Raw genomic sequence first — 23,520 nt, 5'->3', positions numbered from 1 at the left:
TCACCGCGTTGCGGCGCGCCATTCGAATTGGCCGTTCCCTTCCTCGTCGGTCCACAGCGGGACTGCGCGGCCGATGATTGTGTTCGTGGAGAGCGGGCCGAAGTAGCGGCCGTCCATGCTGTCGGAAGCGGCCCAGTTCATGAGGAAGACCTCGCCGTCGCCGATGCGGCGGCAGCCGTGCCACGACGGCAGCGCGCGGCCGGCGCGGTCGCGCGCCAACGCGTTCCCCATGTCGATGCCGTCAACCGTGATATGCGCCCCGTCGCGACAAACGCGTTGGCCCGAAAGGGCGGCGACGCGTTTCATCAGCGGCACGCCGCGCGGCAGATAGCGACGCTCGGCCATGAAGGAGGCGAGCGGTTCGGGGGTCGCGACAGCGACGAGGTCGGTGACTTCGAGGTGACGAGCCGGCTCGATGGAATAGAGGCCGAGCGGCACGCTGGCCGATGCATTCCAGATGAGCTTCGGCGCCATCGGAAGGAAGGAAAGGACGCCAACCACCATCACGGTGAAGTACGTCGTCATGACGTAGCCGAAGCGCGTCACGGCTCGACGCTCCGCCGCAGAAGGATCGCCCGATGCTGCTCGACCGTGTAGCTGCGCGGCTCCTGGCCGGCGGTCAGGCGGTTGTGGACGTGCCGCCAGTGATGCGGCGATACCTCGGCCGGATCGATGCCGATCGCCTCGATGGCATCGATGATCTGGAGGACGCGCTCGACCTTCGTCCAGCCCTCCATCTTGAGCAAGATGTCGCCGCCCGGCCGCACGAACGGAAGCGTCTGGAAATGCTCGCCCGGTGTGATCGCGCGCACGATGTCGATGCGCGAGATGACCGTGCCGTGGTGGTTCGACGCCCAGCGCACGAGGGCGAAGATGCTGTTCGACGCGAAGCTGAGAGTGCGGCGGCGCCGGTCGAGGATCTGCTCCTCCTTCTCCTTGCCGAAGCGGATCCAGTATTCGACCTTCTTCTCGATCCACGTCAGTTCGACGCGCGTCAGGCCGTCGACGGGAAGCGGCGGCGGCACGAGACGCAGGTGGGAGGCACCGTTCATGGCAGGTCTCCGTCGGCTACAGGGAATTCGCGGGCGAGCAGGTCGCGCAGCATGTCCGCGACGGTCAGGCCGCGCTGAAAGGCGACGACCTTGATGCGGCCGCGCAGCTCAGGCGTGATGTCGATCGTCAGCCGCGCGGTGAACGCGGCCGCGTCGCTGTTGCCGCTGGAGCGCGGCTCCGGCGCCTTGATCCAGCGTTCGGGATCGGCCGGCCGCGCGATGAAGGCGCGTTTGGAGGAGCGCTGCGTCATCGCGCCAACCTCCCGACCTCGGCGGCGAGGGCGGCGATCTCGCGCGCCGCCGGACTTGCCTTGTGTGCTTCCCAGACGAGACGCCCGGATTGGGCGGCGTCGGCAAAGGCGACGCGCTGACCGATCTTGGATGCAAGCAGCGGCGGATCGTGATCGGCGAACGTCAGCGCCGTCTCGCGCGCGATGACGGTGCGCGCGCCGCACCGATTGAGAACGAAGCGGGCGACGAGCTGCGGACGATAGACGCGCGCTTCACTCAGCAACGCCAGCATCTCGGCCGAACCCCAGCCGTCGAACGGGGATGGCTGCACCGGAATCAGGATGACGTCAGCCGCCAGCAGCGCCGAACGCATCAGTCCGGCGACGCGTGGCGGACCATCGATGACGATGTGATGGACATTGCGCGCGAGGTCGGGCGCCTCACGGTGGAGCGTGTCGCGCGCCAGGCCGAGGATGCCGAACAGGCGTGGAAGGCTTTCGCGCGCGCGCTGCTGCGACCAGTCGAGCGCTGAGCCTTGCGGGTCTGCGTCGATGAGCGTCACACGCTGGCCGCGTCTCGCCCACTCACCGGCGAGATGGAGCGCGAGCGTGGTCTTGCCGACGCCACCTTTTTGGTTGAGCATCGCGACGATCATGGCGCGGCTCGCCGGCGGCGGCACTCATGCACAGGTGTGGAGTGCGGGACGGCCGTTAGAAAGATTCCGAAGGAATCTTGGTTAGAAGAGTTACGGCGCGCGCAATGTCTTGAATCCGCGCCCGGATTCCATGATTCCGGTCCCCGATAGCACGAGGTTCGGGTCCCCGATGGCACGATAGATTCGGTCCTCGATAGCACGAGGCGATTCACAGCTTATCCCCAGCGCGCGAGGTCCCGCGTTGCCCCAGCGAAGCGAGGACAGCGGGATTAATGGGTGCGAATGAGAGGCGTTCGGGGGCATCCGGCGGCTGCTGGATCGTCAGCCGATAGCCGGGCAGCGTCTGCTGCCGAACGATCTCGCGCAGGTCGTAGGCGAAGTGCTTGAGCGGCGAGAGGCTGCCGGACTTCGCATGAAGATAGGCGACGTCGAAGCTCCAGCCGTGGTGCTGGCGACCGCCGTGCTTGCGGACCAGGCGATACAGCCAGCGCTCCAGCCCGCCGGTCAGACGGAAGTATGCGCGGTCGATCGTCAGCACCAACGCGTCATCAAGGACAGCGGCGAAGAACCAGTCCGGTACGATCAACTCGAGGCCGAGCGGACGGCCGTGCGCGTCCGCACGCTCTTTCCACTCGTTGATCCAGGAGAAGCGGTGCATCCGCCGCTCGGTCGGCTGGCGGATCGAGGTCGCGACGGTGGTCGATTGCAGGCGGTCGAGCGCGGCCTTTAGACGGTCGTAGTCGCGCGCGCTCACCCCGCGGCCGATGAAGGAGAGAATTTCGTATGGCGTCGCCGCCATCAGGCGCGACGGCCGCAGGCCGAGGTCGCGCGCCTCGACGATCTGTGAGGCTGCCCAGATCAGCACGTCGGCGTCCCAGATCGTCGCCATGCCGTGCTCCGGGACCGCCTCGACCCGGATGACGATGGTGCCGGCCTTGAAGTCGATCGGCGCCAGCCGCTTCGACTTGGCGAGCGAGAAGAACGGATAGGCCATGAGGTCCTGTGCGTCGCGCGGCGCTAGATCGCCGGGCAGCGCCCGGAAAAGATCGAGCTGCTCGCGTTCGCTATGGCGTCGCGCCCAGGACATGCCGCGCCTCTCAACGACGGCTGCGACCGGCCTGCGTCGAGGCCGAGTCGTGGCGCTTGGCCGGCAGCACGGAGCCGCGCGGGTCGGATGTCGAGGTGACCGCGCCGCGGTCGGCCCAGGCCTTGAGGTCGTCGATCGCATAGACGACGCGCCCGCCGAGCTTCCGATAGGCCGGCCCGGTGCCGTAGGTGCGATGCTTCTCCAGTGTCCGGCTGGAGAGGCCGAGGAAGTCGGCGGCTTCCGGCGTCCGCAAGAAGCGTGGCGGCAAGCCGGCGAGATTCGTCATGTCGCACCTCCGGGCGTTCGTTCAGGTTGCCGGTGAGTGCCGGCGAGCGAAGGCCACGGTGGCGGAGGCAAGCTGCCTGGGGGGATGGCGAAGATGCGGGTGCTAAAATCGCACCCCCAGCAGCGGCTGGAGGTTATGAGCGGCGACGCTTACGCAGCAGGGAACGATAGCCGCCAGCAATCAGCGCCAGACCGTCCTTCACGAGATCAATCGTCGCATCGCGAAGGGCAGAGGTCTTCCATGGTGCGTCCGCAACGCGCTCAGGGCCGAAGATGGCCTCAGCGATCTCGCGATAGCTTGCGCCTTTATGGTGCCCATCAACAGCTTGGAGCATTCGGCGAAGCCGCCGCCGTTGCTGAGCCGTCAGCCTTGCGTCGGCAGGCACGCGCCTTCCATGGACGGCGCGCCAGAAGCGGCCGACCGCTTCGAGGCGGTCGAGACCGTCGGCGCCGAGCGCAACCATCGCAACCAACTCGGTCCGTGGCGATGCACCAGGAGCGAGGAAGAGGCGAATGACATTCGCGCCACGGCCGTGGACGATGCTAAGCCCGTCGGAGCCTGCTTGGGCTGTGCTCGCATCGAGGTCCGGCGGGAACGCGCTCTCGATCGCGAGCTGTGGCGGGACCGGCGAAAGAACGACGGTGCCCGGATCGGCGTCAGGTGTCCAGAAGACAGTCGTGTCAGTGGCGGCGAGAGAAGGGTCGATCGCGAAAGCGCAGCCCCCAGCGCGGCCGGACCAGCTCCGCGAAACGCTGGGCGGCGGCGGAGCACAGCTCGCTTTCGGCAAAATCTCGTTGATAGCTTGGGTTGCGCCTCAGCCATTCCCAGGCGAGATCCGGGGCGATGAGACAATCGAGATAGTCGTAGGTTTCGGAGGAGCGCCAGCGCGATGTGTCGGGACCCATGTGTTCCTCCCCCGACCGCTGGCCGGGCGCGTGCGAAGGAGGAATACGATCGCGGGTTGAGTCGATGGTGGGAAGTCGGCGAACGTGCAAGGCGTGATGTTAGGATAACATCACGCTTTGATGTCAGCCTTCGCGGACGAGCTGACGGTATCCGTGCTCACGCATCCAGCGGGCCCGCGCGAGGTGGCTCCGGTGCACGCGATTGGCGCGCTCGGGTTCCTTTCCGGCATCGATGCCGAACAAGACTGCGACGGCCTCGCGCCAATCCGCGCCGTCCGTTTCCGCGTCGAGCAGCCGCATGTAGAGCTTCATGTGAGCGCGGTCGTAACTCGTGAGCACCGTGCTTTGCGGCGGCTGGTCGACAAATGCCTGTAATGTCAATTAGGCCCCCGACGGTCGAGACGTGTTCGGTGCAACGGTTTGTTAACCCTACGCGGGCTGGCGGTCGGCGCAATAGGACCATTGGCCGTGCGCCGAGCGCTTCGGCTATCGCCGCACCTTTGCGCGGCGTTGAGCTCTATCGAGGGCGCCGACCTTCGCGCGGACAAGCATCACTCCTTCGCCCTGGTCGGACGACAGGAACACGATGCCGTTGGCCTCCAACGTGCGACGGACCTGATCTTCCGTCGACTCGTAGACGGCTCGATGACCGGATTCGAGGCGCTTCAGCGCCGTCAGCGAAACAAGGGCCCGGTCAGCAAGCGTTTCCTGCGTCCATCCCAGCAACGCGCGAGCGGCCCGCGATTGTCGGGCGGTGATCATGCATGATCACCTCCCACCGGGCCGACCGAGCGCGCCAGAACTACGACTAAAATAGTCGTTCTTGGCTGGCGAGGCGAGCAAAAAAGACGCCTAAAGACGGGTGGTTGATCGACTCAGGCTGAACTGATTCGGTCGCCCTGCCGCTCGCCCTGAAGGGAGAAGGCCCCGCCCGGTCTGACCGGGCGGGGCCTGGGGGCTCGCGCCTCACTCGCCATTGCGGCGGTTCGGGCGGGACCAGATCAGGCTGTAGCCTTCGCCTTCCTCGTCGTCGAAGAGATTGGCGTAGATGGGAGCCGTGAACGACGGGTCGTCGAGCTTGAGGCCCAGATAGTCGCGGCCCTCGTTGGAGCGCTTGGCCCAGGCGGCGCCGATCTCGACGCGGCCCGCGAAGACGCGGTGGCTGGGGGCGTTCTCGCCCGAGCGGTTCGCTTCGGGGACGATGCGGACGTTCTTGGCCTGGACGCTGAGGGTGACGATCTGGCCGACGAATTCGTTGCCGGACTTCTTGAAGGTGCCGATGGTCGCCATGGTAGTTCTCCTTGATCTGATGTTTCGAGCCCGCACCATTGCGGCCTCGATGGCGATCGGTTGGCCGGAGGCGATCGACGCCGCACCTGCGCGCAGGCCGGAGCGCAGCGGAGGATGGCAGCCGCGAGACTTTCTTGTTTCGCGAGGAATGGGCGTAGCCCAGGGGAAGAAAGTCGATCGGCGCCATTGCGGCATAGGCGGTCGAGGCGAAGCCGGCCTTCGGCCAGATCAGGCCATCAAAGAGGCCGGTTGGAGCGCTCGATCAGACAGAGAAGGGTCAAGGAGAACTAGGCGACCCTGTCGCGCAACCGCAGAGATACGACGGCGACTGCGGCGAGTGCTTCACCATGTCGAGGCGATCAGATCCTCCGCATCAACGCTCCCGATGAGAAGCGAAGTGGCAAGCGATTCGGCCTCTGTCTTCGCGGGCGTCAATGTTTATGCGCGGCCCTGGCTCTGCGTGTCGACGTGACCAGCGACCAATGCCTCAGCCCGATCCGGGCAGTCCTTGCGCGCAGCGGATTGCCAACCGACGAGGTGGAGTCGCGGCTACAGCCTGATCTGGTCATGCCACTGAGGAATGGCGGCAGGCGCGGGCCACGCTCTCGCCGGCCGAGCCGGGCGGGGCCAGCGTTGCGAGCCGGGCGAAGGCTGTGATGGCGACAACAACGGCCCCGACCACCGAGAAGGCGACCTGCCACGTTTCCGAGGGCATCGTATGCTTCACGATTCCATGTGTCGCGTGATAGCCGGCGATGGCCGCTGGCGCCACGAAGACCGCTGCGATCATGAAGCGGAGCCAGAGAGGCTTCACGAACGTTAGCAGGAGGTGGCCGACGAGCAGTGTTGCGAGACCGGCAATGAACCCGAAGGCGATGCCGCCGAGCCAGCCAGCGCCGGTGCCGTATGCCCACACCCCGGCCGTCACGCCGGCGAACAGCGGCAGTGCATAGACGGCAAGGTAGAACAAGAGACAGCAGATTACGCCGATGGCGGCGATACTGGCGAGAATACTGACGACGATCATGATGGTGGCCTCCGTGAGAAGCATCTGACGGTCGCGCCTTCCACCACCACCACGGCGCAGGTGGAGAGAATAGCAAAAAATGGCACGCCGCCGCGAGTTGAAATCGCCGCGGCGATTTGATTCCGGGACGTGGTGAGGGCTATCACTTCGGCTTGTCGCCGTGGCGCCAGACGGGAACTCCGAGCTTGCGGGCCTTGTCGGCCAGGTTGTCCTGGATGCCAGTTCCCGGGAAGACCATGACGCCGATCGGCAGCACGGCGAGCATGGCGTCGTTCCGCTTGAAGGGCGCGGCCTTGGCGTGCTTCGTCCAGTCCGGCTTGAAGGCGATCTGCGGCAGGTGGCGGTGATCGGCCCAGCGTGCGGCGATGCGCTCGGCGCCCTTGGGTGAGCCGCCGTGCATGAGCACCATGTCCGGGTGCTTGGCGTGCACTTGGTCGAGCTTGGACCAGATCAGCCGATGATCGTTGAAGTCGAGCCCGCCGCTGAGCGCGACCTTCGGGCCGGGCGGCAGCATGACCTCGGTTTCGGCGCGCTTCTTCGCGGCGAGGAAGTCGCGGCTGTCGATCATCGCCGCAGTCATCGCCCGGTGGTTGACGAGTGAGCCGTTGCGCGGCCGCCAGGCCGAGCCGGTATGGCGCTCGAAATGGTCGCACGCTTGGTCGCGCATCAGCTCGAAGGCGTCGCGGCGCTCGATGAGCGTCTGTCCCTCGGCGATGAGCCGCTCCAGCTCGACCGACTTGACCTCGGTGCCGTCCTGCTCGCGCTGGCTGCGGCGCTGCGCTTGCTCGTTGTCGTCGAGCTCGCGCGCGATGCGGTCAGCGGCGCGATGGAAGACGTTGGTGGTCGACCAGAGCAGGTCTTCGAGATCGGGTTCGAGACGTGTGTCGCTGAGCGTGGCGACCAGAGCATCGAAGATGTCGGCGATGCCGCCGGCGACCAAGTTGCCCTCGGGAAGCGGGCGCGGATCGGGTTCGTCCCTGAAAGGGCGGAAGCCGTAGAGTTGCAGCTCGGTGAGGACGTGGTCGGTCGGTGACGCGCTGTGGTGCGGTTCGTAGTCGTCGTGCTCGCTCATGGGATGCTCCGTCGGTTGGACCGCGACCGTCGCGGCCTTCATGGCGACGAAGCCCACGGGCGGGACGGACAGGCACCCGGAGCGCGAGCGGAGGGCTCGATGGCTAAGGCCGACTATTTTGTCTCGCGATGGAAAGGCGCGGTACGCGCCGCCGGAAAATAGTCGGCCGCCGCCATTGCCCGGCCGGCCCGCTTGTGGGCCGATCGCCCTCTCGAAGGCCGAGGCGCGGTCCTCCTCGACGGTTCGCTGCATCCCGGCGGGCACGGCGATACGTGCTACCCCATTCACTCGCCAGCTATGCCGCCAGCGCCATGAAGCGGGCGACGTCCTGCGGCGCGACCTGCATCCGCGTCTCTGTGCGGAGAGCCTCGATGCCGAGGATGCGGAGATCCTCGTTGAAGTCGCCAAGCTCGGGCGAGATGACGATGGCCTCGATGCCCGCCGCGTTCGCCCGTTCGATCAGGCTGTCGCGCGCGCCGTCACCGGCCGGATCGTTGTCGCGGACGATGTAGAGCCGTCGCAGCGCGTCGGGGAACAGGATGGCGGCGAGATGAGCCGCCGAGAGCCCCGCCAGCATCGGCATGTCGGGCAGGACTTGGCGGAGAGACAGCACGGTCTCGATGCCTTCACCGGCCGCCATGACCTCGCCGCCGAGGCCGAAGCGGACCGCATTGCCGAGAAGATCGCCCAGCGCCCGTCGCGGCGTGTCGATCGGCGCCTTGTCCTGGCGACGGGGATCGAGCCAGGTGCGATGCGCTCCGGTGATCTTTCCGCGCAGGTCGGTGACTGCGGCGATCATCGCCGGCCAAGTCTCAGTCGGAGAGTGCTCGTCAGGGCGATAGTAGCAGCGCGGGTGGTAATGCAGGCTTCCGGTTCCGCGCAAATCCGTAATGCCGCGTTCGCGGAGATACGCTTCCACGATTGTGCCCATAATCGGCTGCGACATCTTGACGAGGCGGCGTGCCGCTTCGGGTGAGCCGTGCGGCGCCGGGTCTTGCCGCTGATGCTGCCGAGGCTCCGGTTCGGGCGACGGCATGCTGAGGAAGGTCCGGGCCTCGTCGGCGACGTCCTTGAAGTCGACGAGACCGCAGCTCTCGCGGAGCGGGCCAGTCTTGCAAGTCATTGACGGTTATTCGGCCGCGACCGCGTGGGAAAGGTGGTCGTCCGCATCATTCTCGTCCGACGTGGTTTGGTCGGCCATAGCCGTTTCGCCGCCTTCTGCCGTCGTTTGTTCGCCGGCCGTGGGGGTCGGCGTGGCTTCGGCCTTTGAAGTATCGAACGATTCACCGCCTGGAGTGCGGAGCGGCTCGGGCAGCCACGTGCTGTCCGCGAGCAGCGTTGCCGCTTCCGTCGCCATGTCGCCCTTCTTCAGGTGCTCGATGCGATCCGCCGCACGCTGCCCCTTCGCCTCCGCCACGGCCTGGAGAATCCGGGCCTTGGTGACGCGGCCGAGGAAGTTGTCCACGGTCGGCTTCCACCCGGCTGCCGCCATGTCGAGCTCGACCGCCTGCGAGAGCCGATCGGCGTGCGCGAGCGCCCGCGGCCGTCGATTCCAGGCCTCATGAACCGCATTGACCGACAGGCTGACGATGTGGGCGAAGAGACCGGCCTGACTGTCACCATCCCATTCCTGGAGTGCCTCCCAGAGGTCGGCCGACTCCTTCGGAAGGGCCTTCGCCCAGCTCTCGTGCCGAGCACGGATCGCCGCGGCTGAGGCGCTGTCGTTCAATCCCGGCGCCTGCGCACCGAAGCTGACGCTCTTCAAATCCAGCTCAAGGCAGCTGTCCGATCCGTAGTGGTAGAAGGTCTTGAGCGTCAGGACGTGCAAGGCTGCCAGGAAGGCGACATCCGGCCGCTCGCCGAGCGCCTGGCGCAGGCCGAGCGTGCGATGCGAGGTCAGCTCGGTCATCAACCGGTCGGAGATGGGCGACAAACCGTCGTCCTCCTCGGACTCAGACATGGCCTCGCCAGTGATCACGACATCGTCGCCGCTGGCGTAGGCCGCTGCCGAGGAGACGGCCTGTTCATCAGCAGCCGGATTGATCTCCGGCTCTGGCGGCAGCTCGTCCTCCGGGCGAACGAAGCCGCGCTCCACGCGCAGCCGGCCGTCATGTCCGATGCTGACGAACGCGCCCGCGCGCGTTACTTCGGCCAGATCGAAGGCGAGCGGCCGCGACTCGAACTTCTCAAGCGCGGTTTCGAGTTCGCCGACTCGCTCATCGACTTCCTCCGGCAGCTCGTCGGCGTCGGCGTACTCCTCGGTGAGGCGGTCATATTCCGCCTGCAAGGCGTCGCGGGCCGCTTCCTCCTCGGACGTGAGTGGCACAGGCTCGCCGCGGAGCTGGCGAAGGCCGAAAGTATGTCCGTAGGCGAAGTCAGGCGCGACCTCGATCCACTTCCAGCCCTCGGCGGCGACGTTGTCCGCTTCCTCCGTCAGCTTCTCGGCGACCATGTGGTCGACCAGCGCGACGTCCTGCAGCCAGCCACCGTCATCGCCCTGGAAGAGGTCGCGCATGATCATGCCACCGGCTGCAACATAAGCGTCGATGCCGATGAACTGCGCCCGCTTGTCGGAGGCGCGCACCGCACCTTCGGTGAGCATGCGGCGGATGACGTAAGGCTGCTTGTCGTAGGAGTGCTGTAGACGCTCGAACACCTGCTCCTGGCGCTCGTGGTCGCCCGAGACGGTGAACGCCATGAGCTGATCGAGCGTCATGCCGTCCTCGGCGTATACATCGAGCAGCTTCGGAGAGACGGAGGCGAGCTTCAGCCGCTGCTTCACCACGTTGACCGAGACGAAGAAGGCGGCGGCGATCTCCTCCTCGGACTGGCCCTTCTCCTTCAGCACGAGGAAGGCGCGGAACTGGTCGAGCGGATGGAGGGGCGCACGTTGGACGTTTTCGGCCAGCGAATCCTCCTCAGCGATGCCACCCTCGCGCACGACACAGGGCACAGGCGCGGTCTTTGCCAGCCGCTTCTGCTTTACCAGCAACTCGAGCGCGCGGTAGCGCCGACCGCCGGCCGGGATTTCGAACATGCCGGTCTCGACGCCGGCTTCATCAACGACTGGTCGGACGCTGAGGCCCTGAAGCAGGCCGCGGCGGGCGATGTCCTCGGCCAGCTCCTCGATCGAGACACCGGCTTTCACGCGCCGGACGTTCGACTGGCTGAGCACGAGCTTGTTGAAGGGAATGTCGCGCGAGGGCGACAAGGTGATCTTCTTCGCAGCAGTAGCCATGGTGATGTACTCCGCGACGGGCGGCCGAAAGCCTCTCTCTCGGCCTCCAACCCGTCACGAAGCGCAGCGCCGCCCTCTTACTCTGAGGACGGCGCCGCAGAACCGACGATCAGGACGAGCGGAAAGGCACGGAGCCGGAGATGCAGATTTCCGCATCCCCGGCTTTGCGGAATTCAGGCTGCCCGGTCGAGCAGCTTCTTCGCCCGAGCCTCCAGATCGAGCCGCGCGTCCTGGTGGGTCTTGTCCCGCGCGATGGCGGTGATGCCCTGCACGAAGTCGAAGACGCTTTCGGGCTTGCGGCCTTCCTCGGCCAGCACCGTCTCGATGATCTTGGCGGTCTCGCTCTTGGAGAAGCCGCGCTTGCGGAGGAATTCCCTGCGGTCGTCATCCGTGCGGGCGACGATCCGCTCCCGCGCCGCCTTCATGCCGTTGATGAACGGCATCGGCGAGGAGTTGGCGAAGCGGGTCAGCGCCGGCGCCGCCTCATGCGCGAAACGAGAGGCGGCGTATTTCGAGTGGCGGATGGTGATCTCCTCGAAATCCTCGACGCCCCAGAGATTGCGGTTCTGGCAGACCGCGCGGAGATAGAAGCTCGCCATGCCGAGCGTCTTCGCACCGACCTCGGAATTCCAGCAGTAGAAGCCGCGGAAGTACAGGTCCGGCGAGCCGTCCGGCAGCCGGCCGGCTTCGATGGGATTGAGATCGTCGACCAGGAAGAGGAACACATCGCGATCGGAGGCGTAGAGCGTCGTCGTGTCCTGAGTGATGTCGACACGCGGGTTGTAGATGCCCGTCGACCAGTCGAGCACGCCCGGCACTTTCCAACGTGTATCGCCCGTGCCGTTGCCGGCGATGCGCTGCACAGCCGCGACCAGCTCGTGATCGAAGATGCGGCCATAGTCCGGTCCGGTGACGGCGCGGAGTTCCCTGCGGCCGTTCTCGATCTCCAGCGTCTTGACCTGCTCGGCGCGATGCGACGTCAGGCCGTACTGCAGGTTGATGGCGGCGAGGGGGGCTGGGAGCTGGCGCAAGTAGGCGGCCGGCGCGCCAACCAGGCTCGCAAGCTGACCAAAGCTCCAGTGCGTCGGGACAACGGGCGTGTCTGCACCAGGCAGCAGCAGCGCCAGGCGCTCGGCATGATCGCGATTCGCCTCCACCTGGATTGCTGTGCTCTCCACGGTTCGCGTACGGCTGCGCTCGGTACGGCCGCGCACCGCGGCAAACAGATCCGATAACGAGAGATAGCGCTCGTCTCCGGGGCGCGAGAACCATTCCGAGGACACCCGGCCGACGCGCTCGCCGCGGCTGACATCTACCTTGAAGCCAGCAGCGCGGTCGCGAGCGGCATTCAGAGTCTCCACCTGAGTCATGGGGTCATCTCCATGACGGGCGCCGGAGGCCTCTCCTCCAGCCCTCAACCCGTCACGGCGAACCCGGTCCGCACTCTCACTCTAAAGGGGCGTTGCGGGGTCTCCCCCGCAGAAGGGGTCGGCCGAGACATTGGCTCGGCCGCAGGGGAAGGCTTTCCCCCCAAAGCCTCAAATCCGCGGATACGCAAAAGCGTAATTCAGGATTTCAGAATGTAAGCTCGGCCTGCCGCGGCTCGTCCCGCAGTCGCGAAACCTTGTAGCTGCCCGCGGGTAGTGGTCGAAGGAGCTGATCTTCGCGGCAAGTCCGATCGAGCCAGGCTATGCGGTGCTCGCGGCGAACAACCGCCATCTGGCGATCGTGGAACGGCGCGATATCCTCATTCGCCTCGATCGTAAGGATCGCGTAGGCTTGTGGCCACTCGCGCGACGCGGGCCGCCAGATGCCCGCAAAGTAGAACCAGTCGCCGTCCGCGAGCGAGAAGCCGTACTGCTTGCCGCGGCTCCGATGGCGGAACTCGGAGGCCGGCACGAGGCAGCGGTGATCGGGAAAGGTGCGCCCTTCTGCGCGGATGACGGTGAAGGCGCGACCACCCGGCTCGCGGGGTTGAAGGCCCCAGGGCAACTCGACCATTTCGACGTCGCAGCCATTACGTCGGATGACGACGCGCCGCTGCCCGATCGATCCTTCAGAGTCGAAAACGCTTGCGCTCATAAGGATGCGAACATAACAAGAACAGTGATATCGCGCAACTCGGAAAGGAGACCTTGGACGATGTGCAACGACTATCGCCTACACGTGGACGTCGCCTCCATCGTCGAGGACTTCGCCGATCTCAAGATCAAGATCCGCTTCGCCGAGGGCCGACCCAACATCGAGGCGCGCGACGATATCAAGATCACCGATGTGGGGCCGATCATCCGGACAGTCGATGGCGCGCGCGGTGAAGGCGACATGGTGCAGCGGCGATGGAGTTGGCCCGGACCAAACAAGCGGCCGGTCTATAACTTCCGGTCCGAGGGTCGGGAGTTCTCATCGAATCGATGCCTGATCGTCGCTGACGGATTCTACGAGTTCACCGATCCCAAGGACCCGAAGAAGAAGCGCAAGGACAAGTGGCTATTCACGAAGAAGGACGAGCGTATTTTCTGCATCGCCGGGATTTGGCGCAACACGCCCGACGTAGGCGAGGCCTTCACTATGCTGACGATGGAGCCAGGTCCGGACATCGCTCCGTATCATGACCGTCAGATCGTGATCCTGGAGCGCGGCGCGTGGTCTGACTGGCTCGATCCCTCGGTGTCGGCCCAGTCGCTTATTAAGGCTCTCCCACAGGGATCGCTGCGCGTTGAGCAAGTCGGGTGATGAGAGGACGGCGCATCGCCATGGGGGTGGCGCTTCAATCATCTTCTCCGGTGAGTTCTTTCCAGCGACCCACATCGACGTCGATGAATCCGGTGGGATAGGTACGTCCCATCGACAAGAACGATGCCTCGCCTTCGGTGTGAACGGCAAGCAACGCTCCAGCCGGCAGCGGCTCTTTGACGTAAAGGTCGAACGCGGCCTTCTCCGGTATGGCCCCTTGCGCGCGTCCAAAAGTCGCGACGACGGCTTTGCCGGCCGGGTAGCTATGCCGCGTGGTAACGAGCGGTGTCGCGATCTCGATGATCCGCGCTTTACCGAGCATAGCGAGTGGCGCGGAAAGAGCGACATCGCGGACCCACATCGACGCGACTTCGCCGCCCCAATGCGTCATCAACGGCACAACCCCGCTGTCGTCAGCCGGAAGAGGATGGGATGCCATCCAGAACTTGCCAGACCGAGCCTGACACTGGTCACTGTGAAACGGACTCTCGGCGTAGAGCCGGTCGGCAACATCGGCGGTGAAGCCGCCTGACGCGACAAGCGCGTCAAGCCGGCGGCGCAGGGTTTCCGGTGTGGAAAGGTGAACGCCAGACCTGCGAAGCTCCGTGACTTCCTCGTCGGTCAGGCGCGTGTAGTGGAATGCGCGGATGGTGCGCGCCGCCATGCGCCGATCCATCTCTTCGAGCAGGGCGTAGAACTCGGCCGCGTATGGATTCTCTGGGCGCAGCATCGGTCGGTCGGCATCGCGGCCGAGATCGTAGGACAGGAAGATCTGCTTGTCCGTGTCGGAGTAGGCGCGGATTAGGTCCGTGTTCGATTCTAGGACTCTGAGCAGGTCCGAATCGAAAGTGCCGACGTCCCAGACGTCGATGATGGCTGGAAGGGTGCTATCCATCGGCAAGTGCGCCATGCCTTTCGAGGACCTTCATGAGAACGGCGTTCGCGGTGGTGAAATTGCCGAGCTGGCCGGCGAGCTTGTATTGCCATTTCACGCCGTGGAACAGGTTGTTTCGGTAGCGAAAGACGATGATGAGAACAGCGGCAACGCGGCTTCTTAGGTCGTTGTCGCTACCGTTGATGACGGCGCGCACGAGCGGCTCCCGGTCATTGTTCCGGAGATGCAGGTGATCGAAGTGATAGGTGAACTCACCGTTGGCGAAATAGCGCTGGCGCAAATAGGCGAGCGCCTCGTCGAGGAAGGCCGTGTCGAGCACTCCCGCCTTCTGCCAGGTGTCCACCGCGTTGCATATCGCGCTCGCGCTGCCGTTTGTGCTGAGGACGCGGGCTTCAAATAAGCTCCAAAGCAATGAGAAGTCGGCGATGGCGCTCTTCTCATCAGGCGATAGCTGATTGAACCCCGGCGCTCTTGCCTCGAGCCATTCCATGATCTTGGTCATGCCAATCTGTAGCTGAACGTCTGCGCGACGGGTAGTACGGCCGCTTAGTGGAAGTCCCGGCTTTTCACCTTGATCTGGCTGATGTGGCCATAGGGATCGATGAGGTCGCGGCCGCGGAGCGGTCTTGGCGGCAGTTCGCGCGGATCGGGGCCGCCGGCGTGCGTGACTTGGTCACCGCGTCCATGCGGCACGGGAAACGGCGCGCCGCGCTCACCGACGCTTGCCAGTTCGGCCGACAGATCAGTGAAGCGCTGCGCGACGAGATGAACGACTTCGCCCTCGCGTTGGATTCTGCCGCGCACGGCGATCATGCCGGCAGAGAGGACGGTGCGGCGGTTCGCCTCGAACACCTGGGGCCAAACCACGAGGTTGGCGATCCCGGTCTCGTCCTCGAGCGTGATGAACATGACGCCCTTGGCCGAGCCGGGCCTTTGCCGCACCAGCACGATTCCCGCGGCTTCGAGCCAGCGGCCGTCGCGCGCTTGCATCGCCTCGGAACACGAGACGATCCGACGCCGGCGGAGATCGTCGCGAAGAAAGAACACGGGATGATCGCGCAGCGAAAGTCCGACGTGGCTGTAGTCCTCAACCACCTCACGGCCGGCCGTCATCGGCCGTAGCGCGACAGTGGGTTCACTGACCTCTAGGACGCTGTCGTTCTCGCGCATGGATGCGGCGGCGAAGAGCGGCAGTGGCTCGTCGCGCAATGCCTTGATCGCCCAGAGCGCCTCGCGACGCGCCAGGCCGAAGAACGCACGAAACCCGTCCGCCTCGGCGATCTGCGTCAGCGCGGCGACCGGAACGCCGGCCCGGCGCCACAGGTCATCCACCGAGGAGAACGGCCGGTCCGCCCGGCACGCGACGATCGCGGCCGCATGAGCATTGGCGAGACCTTTGACCATGCGCAGGCCGAGACGGACAGCGAAGCGATCATCATTCCCAGTCGGTTCCAGCGTGCAGTCCCAACGCGACGCGTTGATGCAGACGGGCCGCACTTCGACGCCGTGCGCGACCGCATCGCGGACGATTTGCGCTGGCGCGTAGAATCCCATGGGCTGGCTGTTGAGCAGGGCCGCGCAGAAGACATCGGGATGCCAGCATTTGAGCCAGGCGCTGGCATAGGCGATAAGCGCAAAAGAGGCTGCGTGGCTTTCCGGAAATCCGTAAGAGCCGAAGCCTTCGAGCTGGCGGAACGTCGCCTCGGCGAAGTCGCGATCGTAGCCGTTGGCCACCATGCCTTCGATAAGCTTGGTCCTGAATGAGCTGACGCCGCCCGTGTGCTTGAAAGTCGCCATCGACTTGCGCAGCAAGTCGGCTTCACCCGGCGTGAAGCCGGCGCACTCGATGGCGACGCGCATCGCTTGTTCTTGGAAGAGCGGAACGCCGAGCGTCTTGCCCAGAACTTTCTCGAGCTCCGGCTTCGGATAGTAAACCGGCTCCAGTCCTTCGCGTCGGCGCAGATATGGATGTACCATGTCGCCTTGAATCGGGCCGGGCCGGACGATCGCGACCTGCACGACGAGGTCGTAATAGGTCCGCGGTTTCAGACGCGGCAGCATCGACATCTGCGCGCGGGATTCGATCTGGAAGGTGCCAAGCGTGTCGGCTTTGCGGATCATCGCGTAGGTACGGGGATCTTCGGCGGGAATGGTTGCGAGGTCGAGGTTGACGCCTTTGTGCTCAGCCAGGAGGTCGAGGCCGCGCTTCATGCAGGTCAGCATGCCGAGCGCCAGGACGTCGACCTTCATGAAGCGCAAGGCATCGATGTCGTCCTTGTCCCATTCGATCACTTGCCGATCGACCATCGCGGCCGGCTCGATCGGCACGAGGTCATCGAGGCGGTCGTGAGTCAGCACAAAGCCGCCCGGGTGCTGACTGAGGTGTCGCGGTGCGCCCATGAGCTGGCGGGCGAGGTCAAGCGCGAGGCGGAGGCGTCGGTCTGAGAGATTGAGGTTCAGCTCCGCGACGTGTCTCTCGGCAACACCTTCCTCGGACCATCCCCAAACCTGGCCGGAAAGCGTGCGGATGAGGTCCTCGGGTAAACCCAGCGCCTTGCCAACGTCTCTTATGGCGCCTTTCGTTCGATACCGGATCACGGTCGAGCACAGCGCGGCATGGTCGCGACCGTAGGTATCGAACACCCACTGCATGACGATCTCGCGCCGCTCGTGTTCGAAGTCGACATCGATGTCGGGCGGCTCGCGACGCTCCTCCGACACGAAGCGCTCGAAGAGCAGGTCGTTGCGGCCCGGATCGATGCTGGTGATGCCGAGCACGAAACACACAGCGCTGTTGGCGGCCGATCCGCGACCCTGGCACAGGATGTCGCGCGAGCGCGCGAACCTGACGATGCTGTTGACCGTCAGAAAGTAAGGAGCGTAGCCGAGCTTCTCGATGAGCCGCAGCTCATGCTCGAGCATCGCGCGCACGCTGTCGGGAAGCCCTTCGGGATATCGCTCGGCGGCGCCGGCCCAGGTCAGCTTCTCCAATGTCTGTTGCGGCGTGAGCGCGGGATCCTCGCGCTCCTCGGGATATTGGTAGGCGAGCTCATCGAGCGAGAAGCGGCAGCGCTCGACGATGTCCAGCGTGCGCGCCAGGGCCTCGGGATAGCGGCTGAACAGCCGGTGCACTTCTTCCGGTGGCTTGAGATAGCGATCGGCGTGACGCTCGCGACGATCGCCGAGATCATCGATCGTCACGTTGTGGCGAATACAGGTCACGACGTCCTGCAGCATACGCCGGCTGGGTTCGTGGAACAGGACGTCATTGGTGACGACGGTCGGCACGCGCAACTGTGCGGCCAGGTTCGAGAGCTCGTGAAGGCGGAGCTGATCGTTCGGCCTACGCCGCAGCGTAAGAGCCAGATAGGCGCGATCGCCAAAGGCCTCACGGAGGCGGCGTAGACGAAGCCCGCATTCATCATCGGCGAGGTCGGGCACCAGGACCGCGACCAGTCCGTCGCCATAGGCGACGAGATCGTTCCATTCGAGATGGCACTTGGCCTTGCCGGCGCGCTTTTTGCCGAGCGAAAGCAGGCGGCACAAGCGTGAATAGGACGGCCGGTCGGTCGGATAGACCAGGACCGAAATGCCGCCTGCGAGATCAAGACGGCATCCGACGACGAGGCGCACGCCCGTCACCTTCGCCGCTTCATGGGCCCGCACGATGCCAGCGAGCGAGTTGCGATCGACTACGGCGAGCGCCTCGATTCCGAGCAAGGCGGCCTGGGAGAACAATTCCTCGGCGGATGACGCTCCGCGGAGGAAGCTGAAGTGCGAGGTGACCTGAAGCTCGGCGTAGCTTTGGGTGCTCATCCGAACACCCCGTGGAGATACCAGCGATGCGAGCCGGTCGATGCATCCTCGCCGTCGCCGGAACGATAAACCCAGTAGCGCTCGCCGGCGTCGTCCTCGATCCGGAAATAGTCACGGACGGCTGCGAGCTCGGCGTCTCGCCGCCACCACTCACCGAACACACGCTCGGGACCGTCCGCGCGCTTCACTCGGCGACGAATGCCGCGCCAGGTGAAGGAGACCGGCGGATGATCCGGCAGGAGCGCGACGATCTCGATCGGCTCCGGGCGAGCGAGCAGGCGTGCAGGCCTCGGCCAGTGGTTCGGCCATGTCGCGGCGTTGTCGGGCGCCATCGCAGGTATGCGACGTACCGAACGCTCGGGCACATCGCTCGACACCGGCGCGATTCGGTAGATCGCACGCTCGCCGACGCGATTGGCAAGCGTGTCCACGAGGTCCGAGATATCAGGCGCCGTTTCCTCGACCAGTGAGCTGATGAGCTGCCGGCACGCGAGCGGCTCGGCGATGGTCGCCGCCAGCGTCATCACTTCGATGCCGAAGCCCGGATCGATCGTCTCGATCCGATCGCAGAGCAGCCGGGTCAGGCGTTTGCTGTCCCGCACCGGCTGCGCGGTGCCGACCCGCACGGCCTGAACGCGGTTGTCGACGCGGTGGCACAAGAGGTCCAGTCGTCGCGCGCCAAGGCCTTTATCCTTGAGCGCGGTGCAGAGGTCGATAGCGAGCTTGCCTATGTAGCGAGCAATCGTCTCGACCGCACCGATTGGCTCAGCGAAGGCGCGTCTCACCTCGATGAGATCTGGCGGTCGGATGGGCTCGATCGGTTCGGCGCTCTGGCCGAGAGCTTGGCCGAGGCGACGTCCGAGCTCCGGCCCGAACCGCAAGATCATTGGGGCGCGTGGCTGCGCCAGAATGTCGTCGACGCGCTCGAAACCGAGAACGCGCAGGTCCGCCGACATTGAGGCTGGAAGACGTATTGCTTCGAGCGGCAAATGGGCGATGGCGGATGCGCCGTGTCCGAGCGGGGCGACGAAGGTCGGTCGCGCGACATAGCGCGCCAGCGCATGGGCCGCACCCCAGCTATCGGCGACGGCCGCACGCGCAGCGACGCCCGACATCAACAGCCGGCCGATGAGCGCGTCGAGCATTGCCGGCTCGCCACCATGAAGATGATCGGCGCCGGTCGAGTCGATGACGATGCCGTCCGGCGGGTCGGCCGCGACGATTGGCGCGAAGCGCTGCAGAACCCAGGCTGCGAGACGCTCCAATGCTTCGGTGTCCGCAGCCGGATCGGCGTCCTGAATGATGAGACCCGGCACGAGAACCTGCGCCTTCGTGACCGGCATGCCGACATGAAGGCCGGCGGCGTGGGCCGCGGCGTCCGCCGCCAGCACCACCCGCCTGCTTTCTTCGCGGCCAATCAGAACGAGCGGCGCCTCAGCCGGAGGCGCCGCGTCGCCAGCCTTCCGCCGCAGCCGGTCGGTGGACCAGGTCGGCAGGAAGAGCGAGACGACCCGTGTCATCGCACGCCTCCAACTCGAAATCTGCGCTTTCACCCGCGCGAGCGCGGATGAGTTCGACAAGCCAGCGATGCCGCCCGACGCCGGGAACAGGTAGCGGCGTCGATGGCAGCACTGAGACGCGCCAGCGCGTCATCGCCGCTGTCGGTTGTCCAAAATCCGCCGCCTCGGTCTGTCGCCGCCAGCGCCGCAGCGCGATGCCGATGGTGCTCTTTCCCTCGGCGGCGAGCTGAAGCCGACGCGAGGCGGTCATTGACAATCGCGCAACCTCGCCGACCGCGGCGCCGAGGCCGCCGTGCCGGAGACCCTCTTCCATGCAGGCGAGCACCGTCTTGTCGTCGCCCGCCTCGACATAGATCACACGGTCCGGCGCCAGTCCGGCTTGCGCCAGCGCCGGGGCGAATAAGTCCGGCCGCGTGATGCACCACAGCACCTTGCCCTTGGTCCGCGCCGCAACGCCGGCAGCAAAGAGCGCAGCAGCCGCGCCGTCGATCGCGCCGTTGCCGCCTCCCGCCACCTCATGGAAGGCGCCGAGGGCCAGTCCTCCCGACGGAAGGCGGGCGTCGAGATCGGGAATTCCAAAGGGGAGCACCGTTCGAGCATGCGCGCTGCCGTCCTCGAAGCGGGCGATTCGCTCTCGAAGTTCGGACACAGTGAAACGGCCGGCGGGCGTGCTCATACCCCTTGAAATGCTACTAGGTTGAGAATCGTTCTATGTTTGTTCTCATCCTTGCAAGAGTCAATGAGCCAATAAGTTGCGCAATTTCCGGATTCTCGGGCTTGACAGCAAACGACTTGCTCACCATCTTCACTGCGCACAGTGAGGATAATGAGTCGTGCTTCTGTCGATTAGCGAGCTTGCCGGTCACGAGCCGATCCTGTCCGGAGCGCAGGAGGGACGGCGGCTGTTCGGGAAACTGGTTGCCCACGCGCCGGCGCCGAACGAGCCGGAGCCGGCGTTCCTCGATTTCGCCGGCGTCCGCGTCGCGACCGCCTCCTTCCTACGCGAGAGCGTCGTGGCGTTCCGCGACTATGCGCGATCCACCCTGCCTAACCTCTACCCGGTGATCGCCAACCCGAACGACGCCGTCGCCGAAGAGCTCACCTTTTTCTTGCGCCATCGCGCCGATGCCCTGTTGGCCTGCGATCTGAACACGGGCCGTCCGGTTAACGCACGCTTGCTCGGCGAGTTGGATGAAGTGCAGCGCGCCACCTTCGAGCGGGTCCTTGAGCTACGATCGGCTAGCGCGCCGGCCCTGGCCGCCGAGAGCAAAGGGGAGATCGGGGTCGGCCCCACTGCCTGGAACAACAGGCTCTCCAACCTCGCCGCCCGCGGCCTCCTCATCGAGCGGCGCGGCGGCAAAACCAAGACCTTCACTCCTGTCCTGGAGACGAGCTGATGGGCCTCGACTACATCCGAAGCGCCGCTGGCAAACCCTATGTGAAGCGGTGGGCGAAGGGGCTGGACCGGCTGAAAACGCCATCGCTCCTCGACGTGCAGATCGGCGACGTCAGCCAGACCATCACGGCAACTTTGGTCCCGGGCTGCGCGGCAAAGGCGGGCGACGCCTTCCTAATCCAGTCGCGCGGCGATAGCGATCTCGTCGTGTTCGACGGACATCGTGAGATCGCCCGGATAGTCAACCCGCCAGCGGGGCTCGCCCAGACGATCAAGTCCTGTCACGGCATGATGCCCGCGACGGTCGAGCGGATCGGCAGCTTCGGCGACAGCGCGGAGCTCAAGCTCAAATGAAGCTCCGGCCCCCGCACGAACCCACCCACGATTTCCACCCGTCACACCGTCTGCACGACGATGCGACGCGCAATCCGCGCTCGCTGGGATGCCGCGGCTGCCCAGATTTCGACCAGTGCGGCGGCCTGCACACCGATGCCGGGATCTTCGATTGCGGCGACCTATGCTCGTGCGCCGACCGCAGCAAGTGCGACATGGTTTGCCGCCGCAAGCCGCACGCCTTCTTCGAGCGGTTGCAGGAAGTCGACGGTTTCGATCTCGCCACCATTCCCCGCGTCGCCCCGGTGGCCCGGCCGCCGCTTCCCGACCTGGTGCCGCTGATCGATCACAAATACAGCCGGATCAAGACGCTCGGAGAACCTGTCGTCGCAGTCCCGCTTTATGCGCTCTTTCATATGGGCACCGGCGAGCCGCTCGTGCGGACTCGGGCGGAGCTCGCCGCGCGCTTCCTCATCCCCGAAAACTCCACGGTCATTGCGAGCGGCGTCGCCCGTGACGTGAAAGTCGAAGCGTGGTGGGCGTTCGCCGACCGCGCGCGCGTGATCCAGACTCTGCGTGACCTCGGCATTGCGCTGGTCACGGCGCCGAACTTCAGCGTGTTCCTCAACGTGCCGCGGCCCGACAACCTGCACGGGATCAAGCGGATCGGCTTAAGTTGGGCCGAGCTCATGGCAGGCGGCATTCCCGCCGCGCTCCATCTCAACGCCCGGACCGACTTCGATTATCAGCGCTGGACCCGCTTCATCGCCGAGCGGCCGGAAGTCGAGTGCGTAGCCTTCGAGTTCGGCACCGGCGCCGGCTATCGCGGCCGCATCGATTGGCATGTTGAGCGTCTCTGCGCGTTGGCGCTCAGCGCCGGACGGCCGCTGACGCTGGTCGTTCGAGGCGGCGTCCAGATGTTGCCGCGCCTGCGGGCCTGCTTCGGTCAGGTCGTGCTCGTCGAGAGTGACGCCTTCAGCCGCGCGTTGAAGCGCCGCAGCGCCGTCATCACCGAGGCGGGCCGCCTGCGCTGGATCCGTATGCGCACACCCAAGGGCGCGCCGATCGACGATCTCCTCAGGCACAACATCGCGACGATCCGCGCCGCGCATACCCTGCGCCGCGTCGTGGTCCATAGGCCGTCACGCGCTCTCGTGCAGCCCAGCCGGCGCCCGGCAGAGCACGCTGATCGTCATCCCGCCCAGATGAGCTTTGTGGCCCAGCTCGACATGACCCTGCAGGCTCGGGCTGTGGCCCCGGACCGTCAGCGCATGGTCGTCGCTGCGAAAGCGTAGCTCGCCGTCATGATTGGCCAGCGCCCGAAACATCTGCCCCATACCGAATCCGTGTCCGCTGGCGCGTCCGAACCGGCTGTTTCCGTCCTCGGCCGCCAGCTTGAGCGCGGCGCCGGCGTCCCGCAGCGGCGCATAGTCCGGACATTCGCGCAGGCTCGCCAGCACGCCGATCCCAGCATCGGCGACGACTACCTCGAACGCGCCCGCCGTCGCCGCATAGGCTGCAATTCCCGTTTCCGGCCGGCGGCTGTGGCAGAAGACATTGTCCTGCAATTCGCCCACCGCGCCGACGATTCCGGCGGCGAGCGGCTTGGGAAAGCCTGACGCCATGGCGGCCTGTTCGGCCCGCATCTTCCAGAGCGACCAGAGATCGGCGCCATCGCCCTCGGCTGCATATCGGCTGAGTGGGAAGGTGCCCGATCGAGCCTCAAAGCCCGTGCCGCTGATCTCCCTTTTTTCGAGCGCCGCTTCCACGGAGGCCGCGAATGGCGCGGCCAAGGTCACATCGGCGAGCGCCGCCGTATCCGCGCGGCGGGCCATGAGGATTTCAATGAGCGGACCGATCCGGCCGGAGCGCAGGACGCGCACGCGGCCAAGCCGTTCCAGGCGGCCAGTCTGCGCCGCCCAAAGCAGATCGTCGGCGCCTGCAAAGTCGCCGATCAGCTCCCGGTCTCTGTCCTGAGCATCGC

Annotated in this window: 26 protein-coding genes; 4 read left to right on the top strand and 22 right to left on the bottom strand. The window is 65.7% G+C overall.

Translation table 11 applies throughout. From position 1 onward, the window contains the following. The 17 genes from RCF49_RS12465 to RCF49_RS12385 all read right to left on the bottom strand — a co-directional run bounded on the left by RCF49_RS12465 (nt 1) and on the right by RCF49_RS12385 (nt 12,925). Nucleotides 1-546: a S26 family signal peptidase gene (locus RCF49_RS12465; protein WP_342640207.1), complete on the bottom strand. Its 546-nt coding sequence runs from the start codon at nt 544-546 to the stop codon at nt 1-3. Further along, nucleotides 543-1,052 (bottom strand): DUF2840 domain-containing protein, encoded by a 510-nt coding sequence (locus RCF49_RS12460; RefSeq protein WP_342640206.1) that lies wholly within the window; start codon nt 1,050-1,052, stop codon nt 543-545. The genes RCF49_RS12465 and RCF49_RS12460 overlap by 4 nt, the downstream gene beginning before the upstream one ends. Next, on the bottom strand, nt 1,049-1,303 hold the full coding sequence (locus RCF49_RS12455) for a ribbon-helix-helix protein (protein ID WP_342640205.1): 255 nt from the start codon (nt 1,301-1,303) through the stop codon (nt 1,049-1,051). Before RCF49_RS12455 ends, RCF49_RS12460 begins: the two co-directional genes overlap by 4 nt. Then, nucleotides 1,300-1,938 (bottom strand): ParA family partition ATPase, encoded by a 639-nt coding sequence (gene parA, locus RCF49_RS12450; RefSeq protein ID WP_342640204.1) that lies wholly within the window; start codon nt 1,936-1,938, stop codon nt 1,300-1,302. Before parA ends, RCF49_RS12455 begins: the two co-directional genes overlap by 4 nt. Before the next feature lie 208 nt (nt 1,939-2,146). Next, a complete protein-coding gene (locus tag RCF49_RS12445) occupies nt 2,147-3,025 on the bottom strand; it encodes a replication initiator protein A (protein WP_342640203.1) in 879 nt (292 codons plus the stop codon). Nucleotides 3,026-3,035: 10 nt separating this feature from the next. After that, a complete protein-coding gene (locus tag RCF49_RS12440) occupies nt 3,036-3,311 on the bottom strand; it encodes a helix-turn-helix transcriptional regulator (protein WP_342640202.1) in 276 nt (91 codons plus the stop codon). Between the two features lie 133 nt (nt 3,312-3,444). Further along, entirely contained in the window at nt 3,445-3,774 is a 330-nt protein-coding gene (locus tag RCF49_RS12435; protein WP_342640201.1) for a DUF2285 domain-containing protein, read from the bottom strand. A 217-nt stretch (nt 3,775-3,991) separates the two neighbouring features. After that, nucleotides 3,992-4,216, bottom strand: a complete 225-nt coding sequence (locus tag RCF49_RS12430; protein WP_342640200.1) for a transcriptional regulator domain-containing protein — start codon at nt 4,214-4,216, stop codon at nt 3,992-3,994. 123 nt (nt 4,217-4,339) lie between these two features. After that, on the bottom strand, nt 4,340-4,597 hold the full coding sequence (locus tag RCF49_RS12425; RefSeq protein WP_342640199.1) for a DNA -binding domain-containing protein: 258 nt from the start codon (nt 4,595-4,597) through the stop codon (nt 4,340-4,342). Nucleotides 4,598-4,702: 105 nt separating this feature from the next. Further along, entirely contained in the window at nt 4,703-4,978 is a 276-nt protein-coding gene (locus RCF49_RS12420) for a helix-turn-helix domain-containing protein (protein WP_342640198.1), read from the bottom strand. Between the two features lie 204 nt (nt 4,979-5,182). Then, complete coding sequence (locus tag RCF49_RS12415; protein WP_342640197.1) at nt 5,183-5,506, bottom strand: DUF736 domain-containing protein; 324 nt, start codon at nt 5,504-5,506, stop codon at nt 5,183-5,185. Nucleotides 5,507-6,071: 565 nt separating this feature from the next. Then, nucleotides 6,072-6,533, bottom strand: a complete 462-nt coding sequence (locus tag RCF49_RS12410) for a hypothetical protein (RefSeq protein WP_342640196.1) — start codon at nt 6,531-6,533, stop codon at nt 6,072-6,074. Between the two features lie 142 nt (nt 6,534-6,675). Next, nucleotides 6,676-7,605 carry a DUF2493 domain-containing protein gene (locus tag RCF49_RS12405; RefSeq protein ID WP_342640195.1) on the bottom strand — a complete coding sequence of 310 codons (930 nt, stop codon included), beginning with the start codon at nt 7,603-7,605 and terminating at the stop codon, nt 6,676-6,678. 295 nt (nt 7,606-7,900) lie between these two features. Further along, a complete protein-coding gene (locus RCF49_RS12400) occupies nt 7,901-8,728 on the bottom strand; it encodes a DUF7146 domain-containing protein (RefSeq protein WP_342640194.1) in 828 nt (275 codons plus the stop codon). Nucleotides 8,729-8,734: 6 nt separating this feature from the next. After that, on the bottom strand, nt 8,735-10,843 hold the full coding sequence (locus tag RCF49_RS12395) for a ParB/RepB/Spo0J family partition protein (RefSeq protein ID WP_342640193.1): 2,109 nt from the start codon (nt 10,841-10,843) through the stop codon (nt 8,735-8,737). 173 nt (nt 10,844-11,016) lie between these two features. After that, a complete protein-coding gene (locus RCF49_RS12390; protein ID WP_342640192.1) occupies nt 11,017-12,213 on the bottom strand; it encodes a DUF932 domain-containing protein in 1,197 nt (398 codons plus the stop codon). Between the two features lie 205 nt (nt 12,214-12,418). Continuing rightward, nucleotides 12,419-12,925 (bottom strand): SOS response-associated peptidase, encoded by a 507-nt coding sequence (locus tag RCF49_RS12385; RefSeq protein WP_342640191.1) that lies wholly within the window; start codon nt 12,923-12,925, stop codon nt 12,419-12,421. A gap of 60 nt (nt 12,926-12,985) precedes the next feature. On the opposite strand from RCF49_RS12385, the gene RCF49_RS12380 reads away from it, so the two are divergent. Further along, nucleotides 12,986-13,576: an SOS response-associated peptidase gene (locus RCF49_RS12380; protein WP_342640190.1), complete on the top strand. Its 591-nt coding sequence runs from the start codon at nt 12,986-12,988 to the stop codon at nt 13,574-13,576. Nucleotides 13,577-13,610: 34 nt separating this feature from the next. On the opposite strand, the gene RCF49_RS12375 is transcribed toward RCF49_RS12380, so the two are convergent. The 5 genes from RCF49_RS12375 to RCF49_RS12355 are packed head-to-tail and all read right to left on the bottom strand — an operon-like array spanning nt 13,611 to nt 20,483. After that, nucleotides 13,611-14,471, bottom strand: a complete 861-nt coding sequence (locus tag RCF49_RS12375) for a hypothetical protein (RefSeq protein ID WP_342640189.1) — start codon at nt 14,469-14,471, stop codon at nt 13,611-13,613. Next, nucleotides 14,464-14,973, bottom strand: a complete 510-nt coding sequence (locus RCF49_RS12370; RefSeq protein WP_342640188.1) for a hypothetical protein — start codon at nt 14,971-14,973, stop codon at nt 14,464-14,466. The genes RCF49_RS12375 and RCF49_RS12370 overlap by 8 nt, the downstream gene beginning before the upstream one ends. Before the next feature lie 44 nt (nt 14,974-15,017). Further along, on the bottom strand, nt 15,018-18,287 hold the full coding sequence (locus RCF49_RS12365) for an error-prone DNA polymerase (protein WP_342640187.1): 3,270 nt from the start codon (nt 18,285-18,287) through the stop codon (nt 15,018-15,020). After that, nucleotides 18,284-19,807, bottom strand: a complete 1,524-nt coding sequence (locus RCF49_RS12360) for a DUF6504 family protein (RefSeq protein ID WP_342640186.1) — start codon at nt 19,805-19,807, stop codon at nt 18,284-18,286. Before RCF49_RS12360 ends, RCF49_RS12365 begins: the two co-directional genes overlap by 4 nt. Continuing rightward, a complete protein-coding gene (locus RCF49_RS12355) occupies nt 19,722-20,483 on the bottom strand; it encodes an ImuA family protein (RefSeq protein ID WP_342640185.1) in 762 nt (253 codons plus the stop codon). The genes RCF49_RS12360 and RCF49_RS12355 overlap by 86 nt, the downstream gene beginning before the upstream one ends. A gap of 157 nt (nt 20,484-20,640) precedes the next feature. Between RCF49_RS12355 and RCF49_RS12350 the strand changes: the two genes are divergently transcribed. The 3 genes from RCF49_RS12350 to RCF49_RS12340 are packed head-to-tail and all read left to right on the top strand — an operon-like array spanning nt 20,641 to nt 22,831. After that, complete coding sequence (locus RCF49_RS12350) at nt 20,641-21,204, top strand: hypothetical protein (protein WP_342640184.1); 564 nt, start codon at nt 20,641-20,643, stop codon at nt 21,202-21,204. Beyond that, nucleotides 21,204-21,557, top strand: a complete 354-nt coding sequence (locus RCF49_RS12345; RefSeq protein WP_342640183.1) for a hypothetical protein — start codon at nt 21,204-21,206, stop codon at nt 21,555-21,557. Before RCF49_RS12350 ends, RCF49_RS12345 begins: the two co-directional genes overlap by 1 nt. Then, a complete protein-coding gene (locus tag RCF49_RS12340) occupies nt 21,554-22,831 on the top strand; it encodes a hypothetical protein (protein WP_342640182.1) in 1,278 nt (425 codons plus the stop codon). Before RCF49_RS12345 ends, RCF49_RS12340 begins: the two co-directional genes overlap by 4 nt. The last annotated feature ends 689 nt before the right edge of the window (nt 22,832-23,520 follow it).

This window comes from Rhodoligotrophos sp. CJ14, from assembly GCF_038811545.1.
Classification (GTDB): Bacteria; Pseudomonadota; Alphaproteobacteria; order Rhizobiales; family Im1; genus Rhodoligotrophos; species Rhodoligotrophos ferricapiens.
Note: the sequence above shows the minus strand (reverse complement) of the source record. Positions and strands in the feature narration are given on the sequence as shown.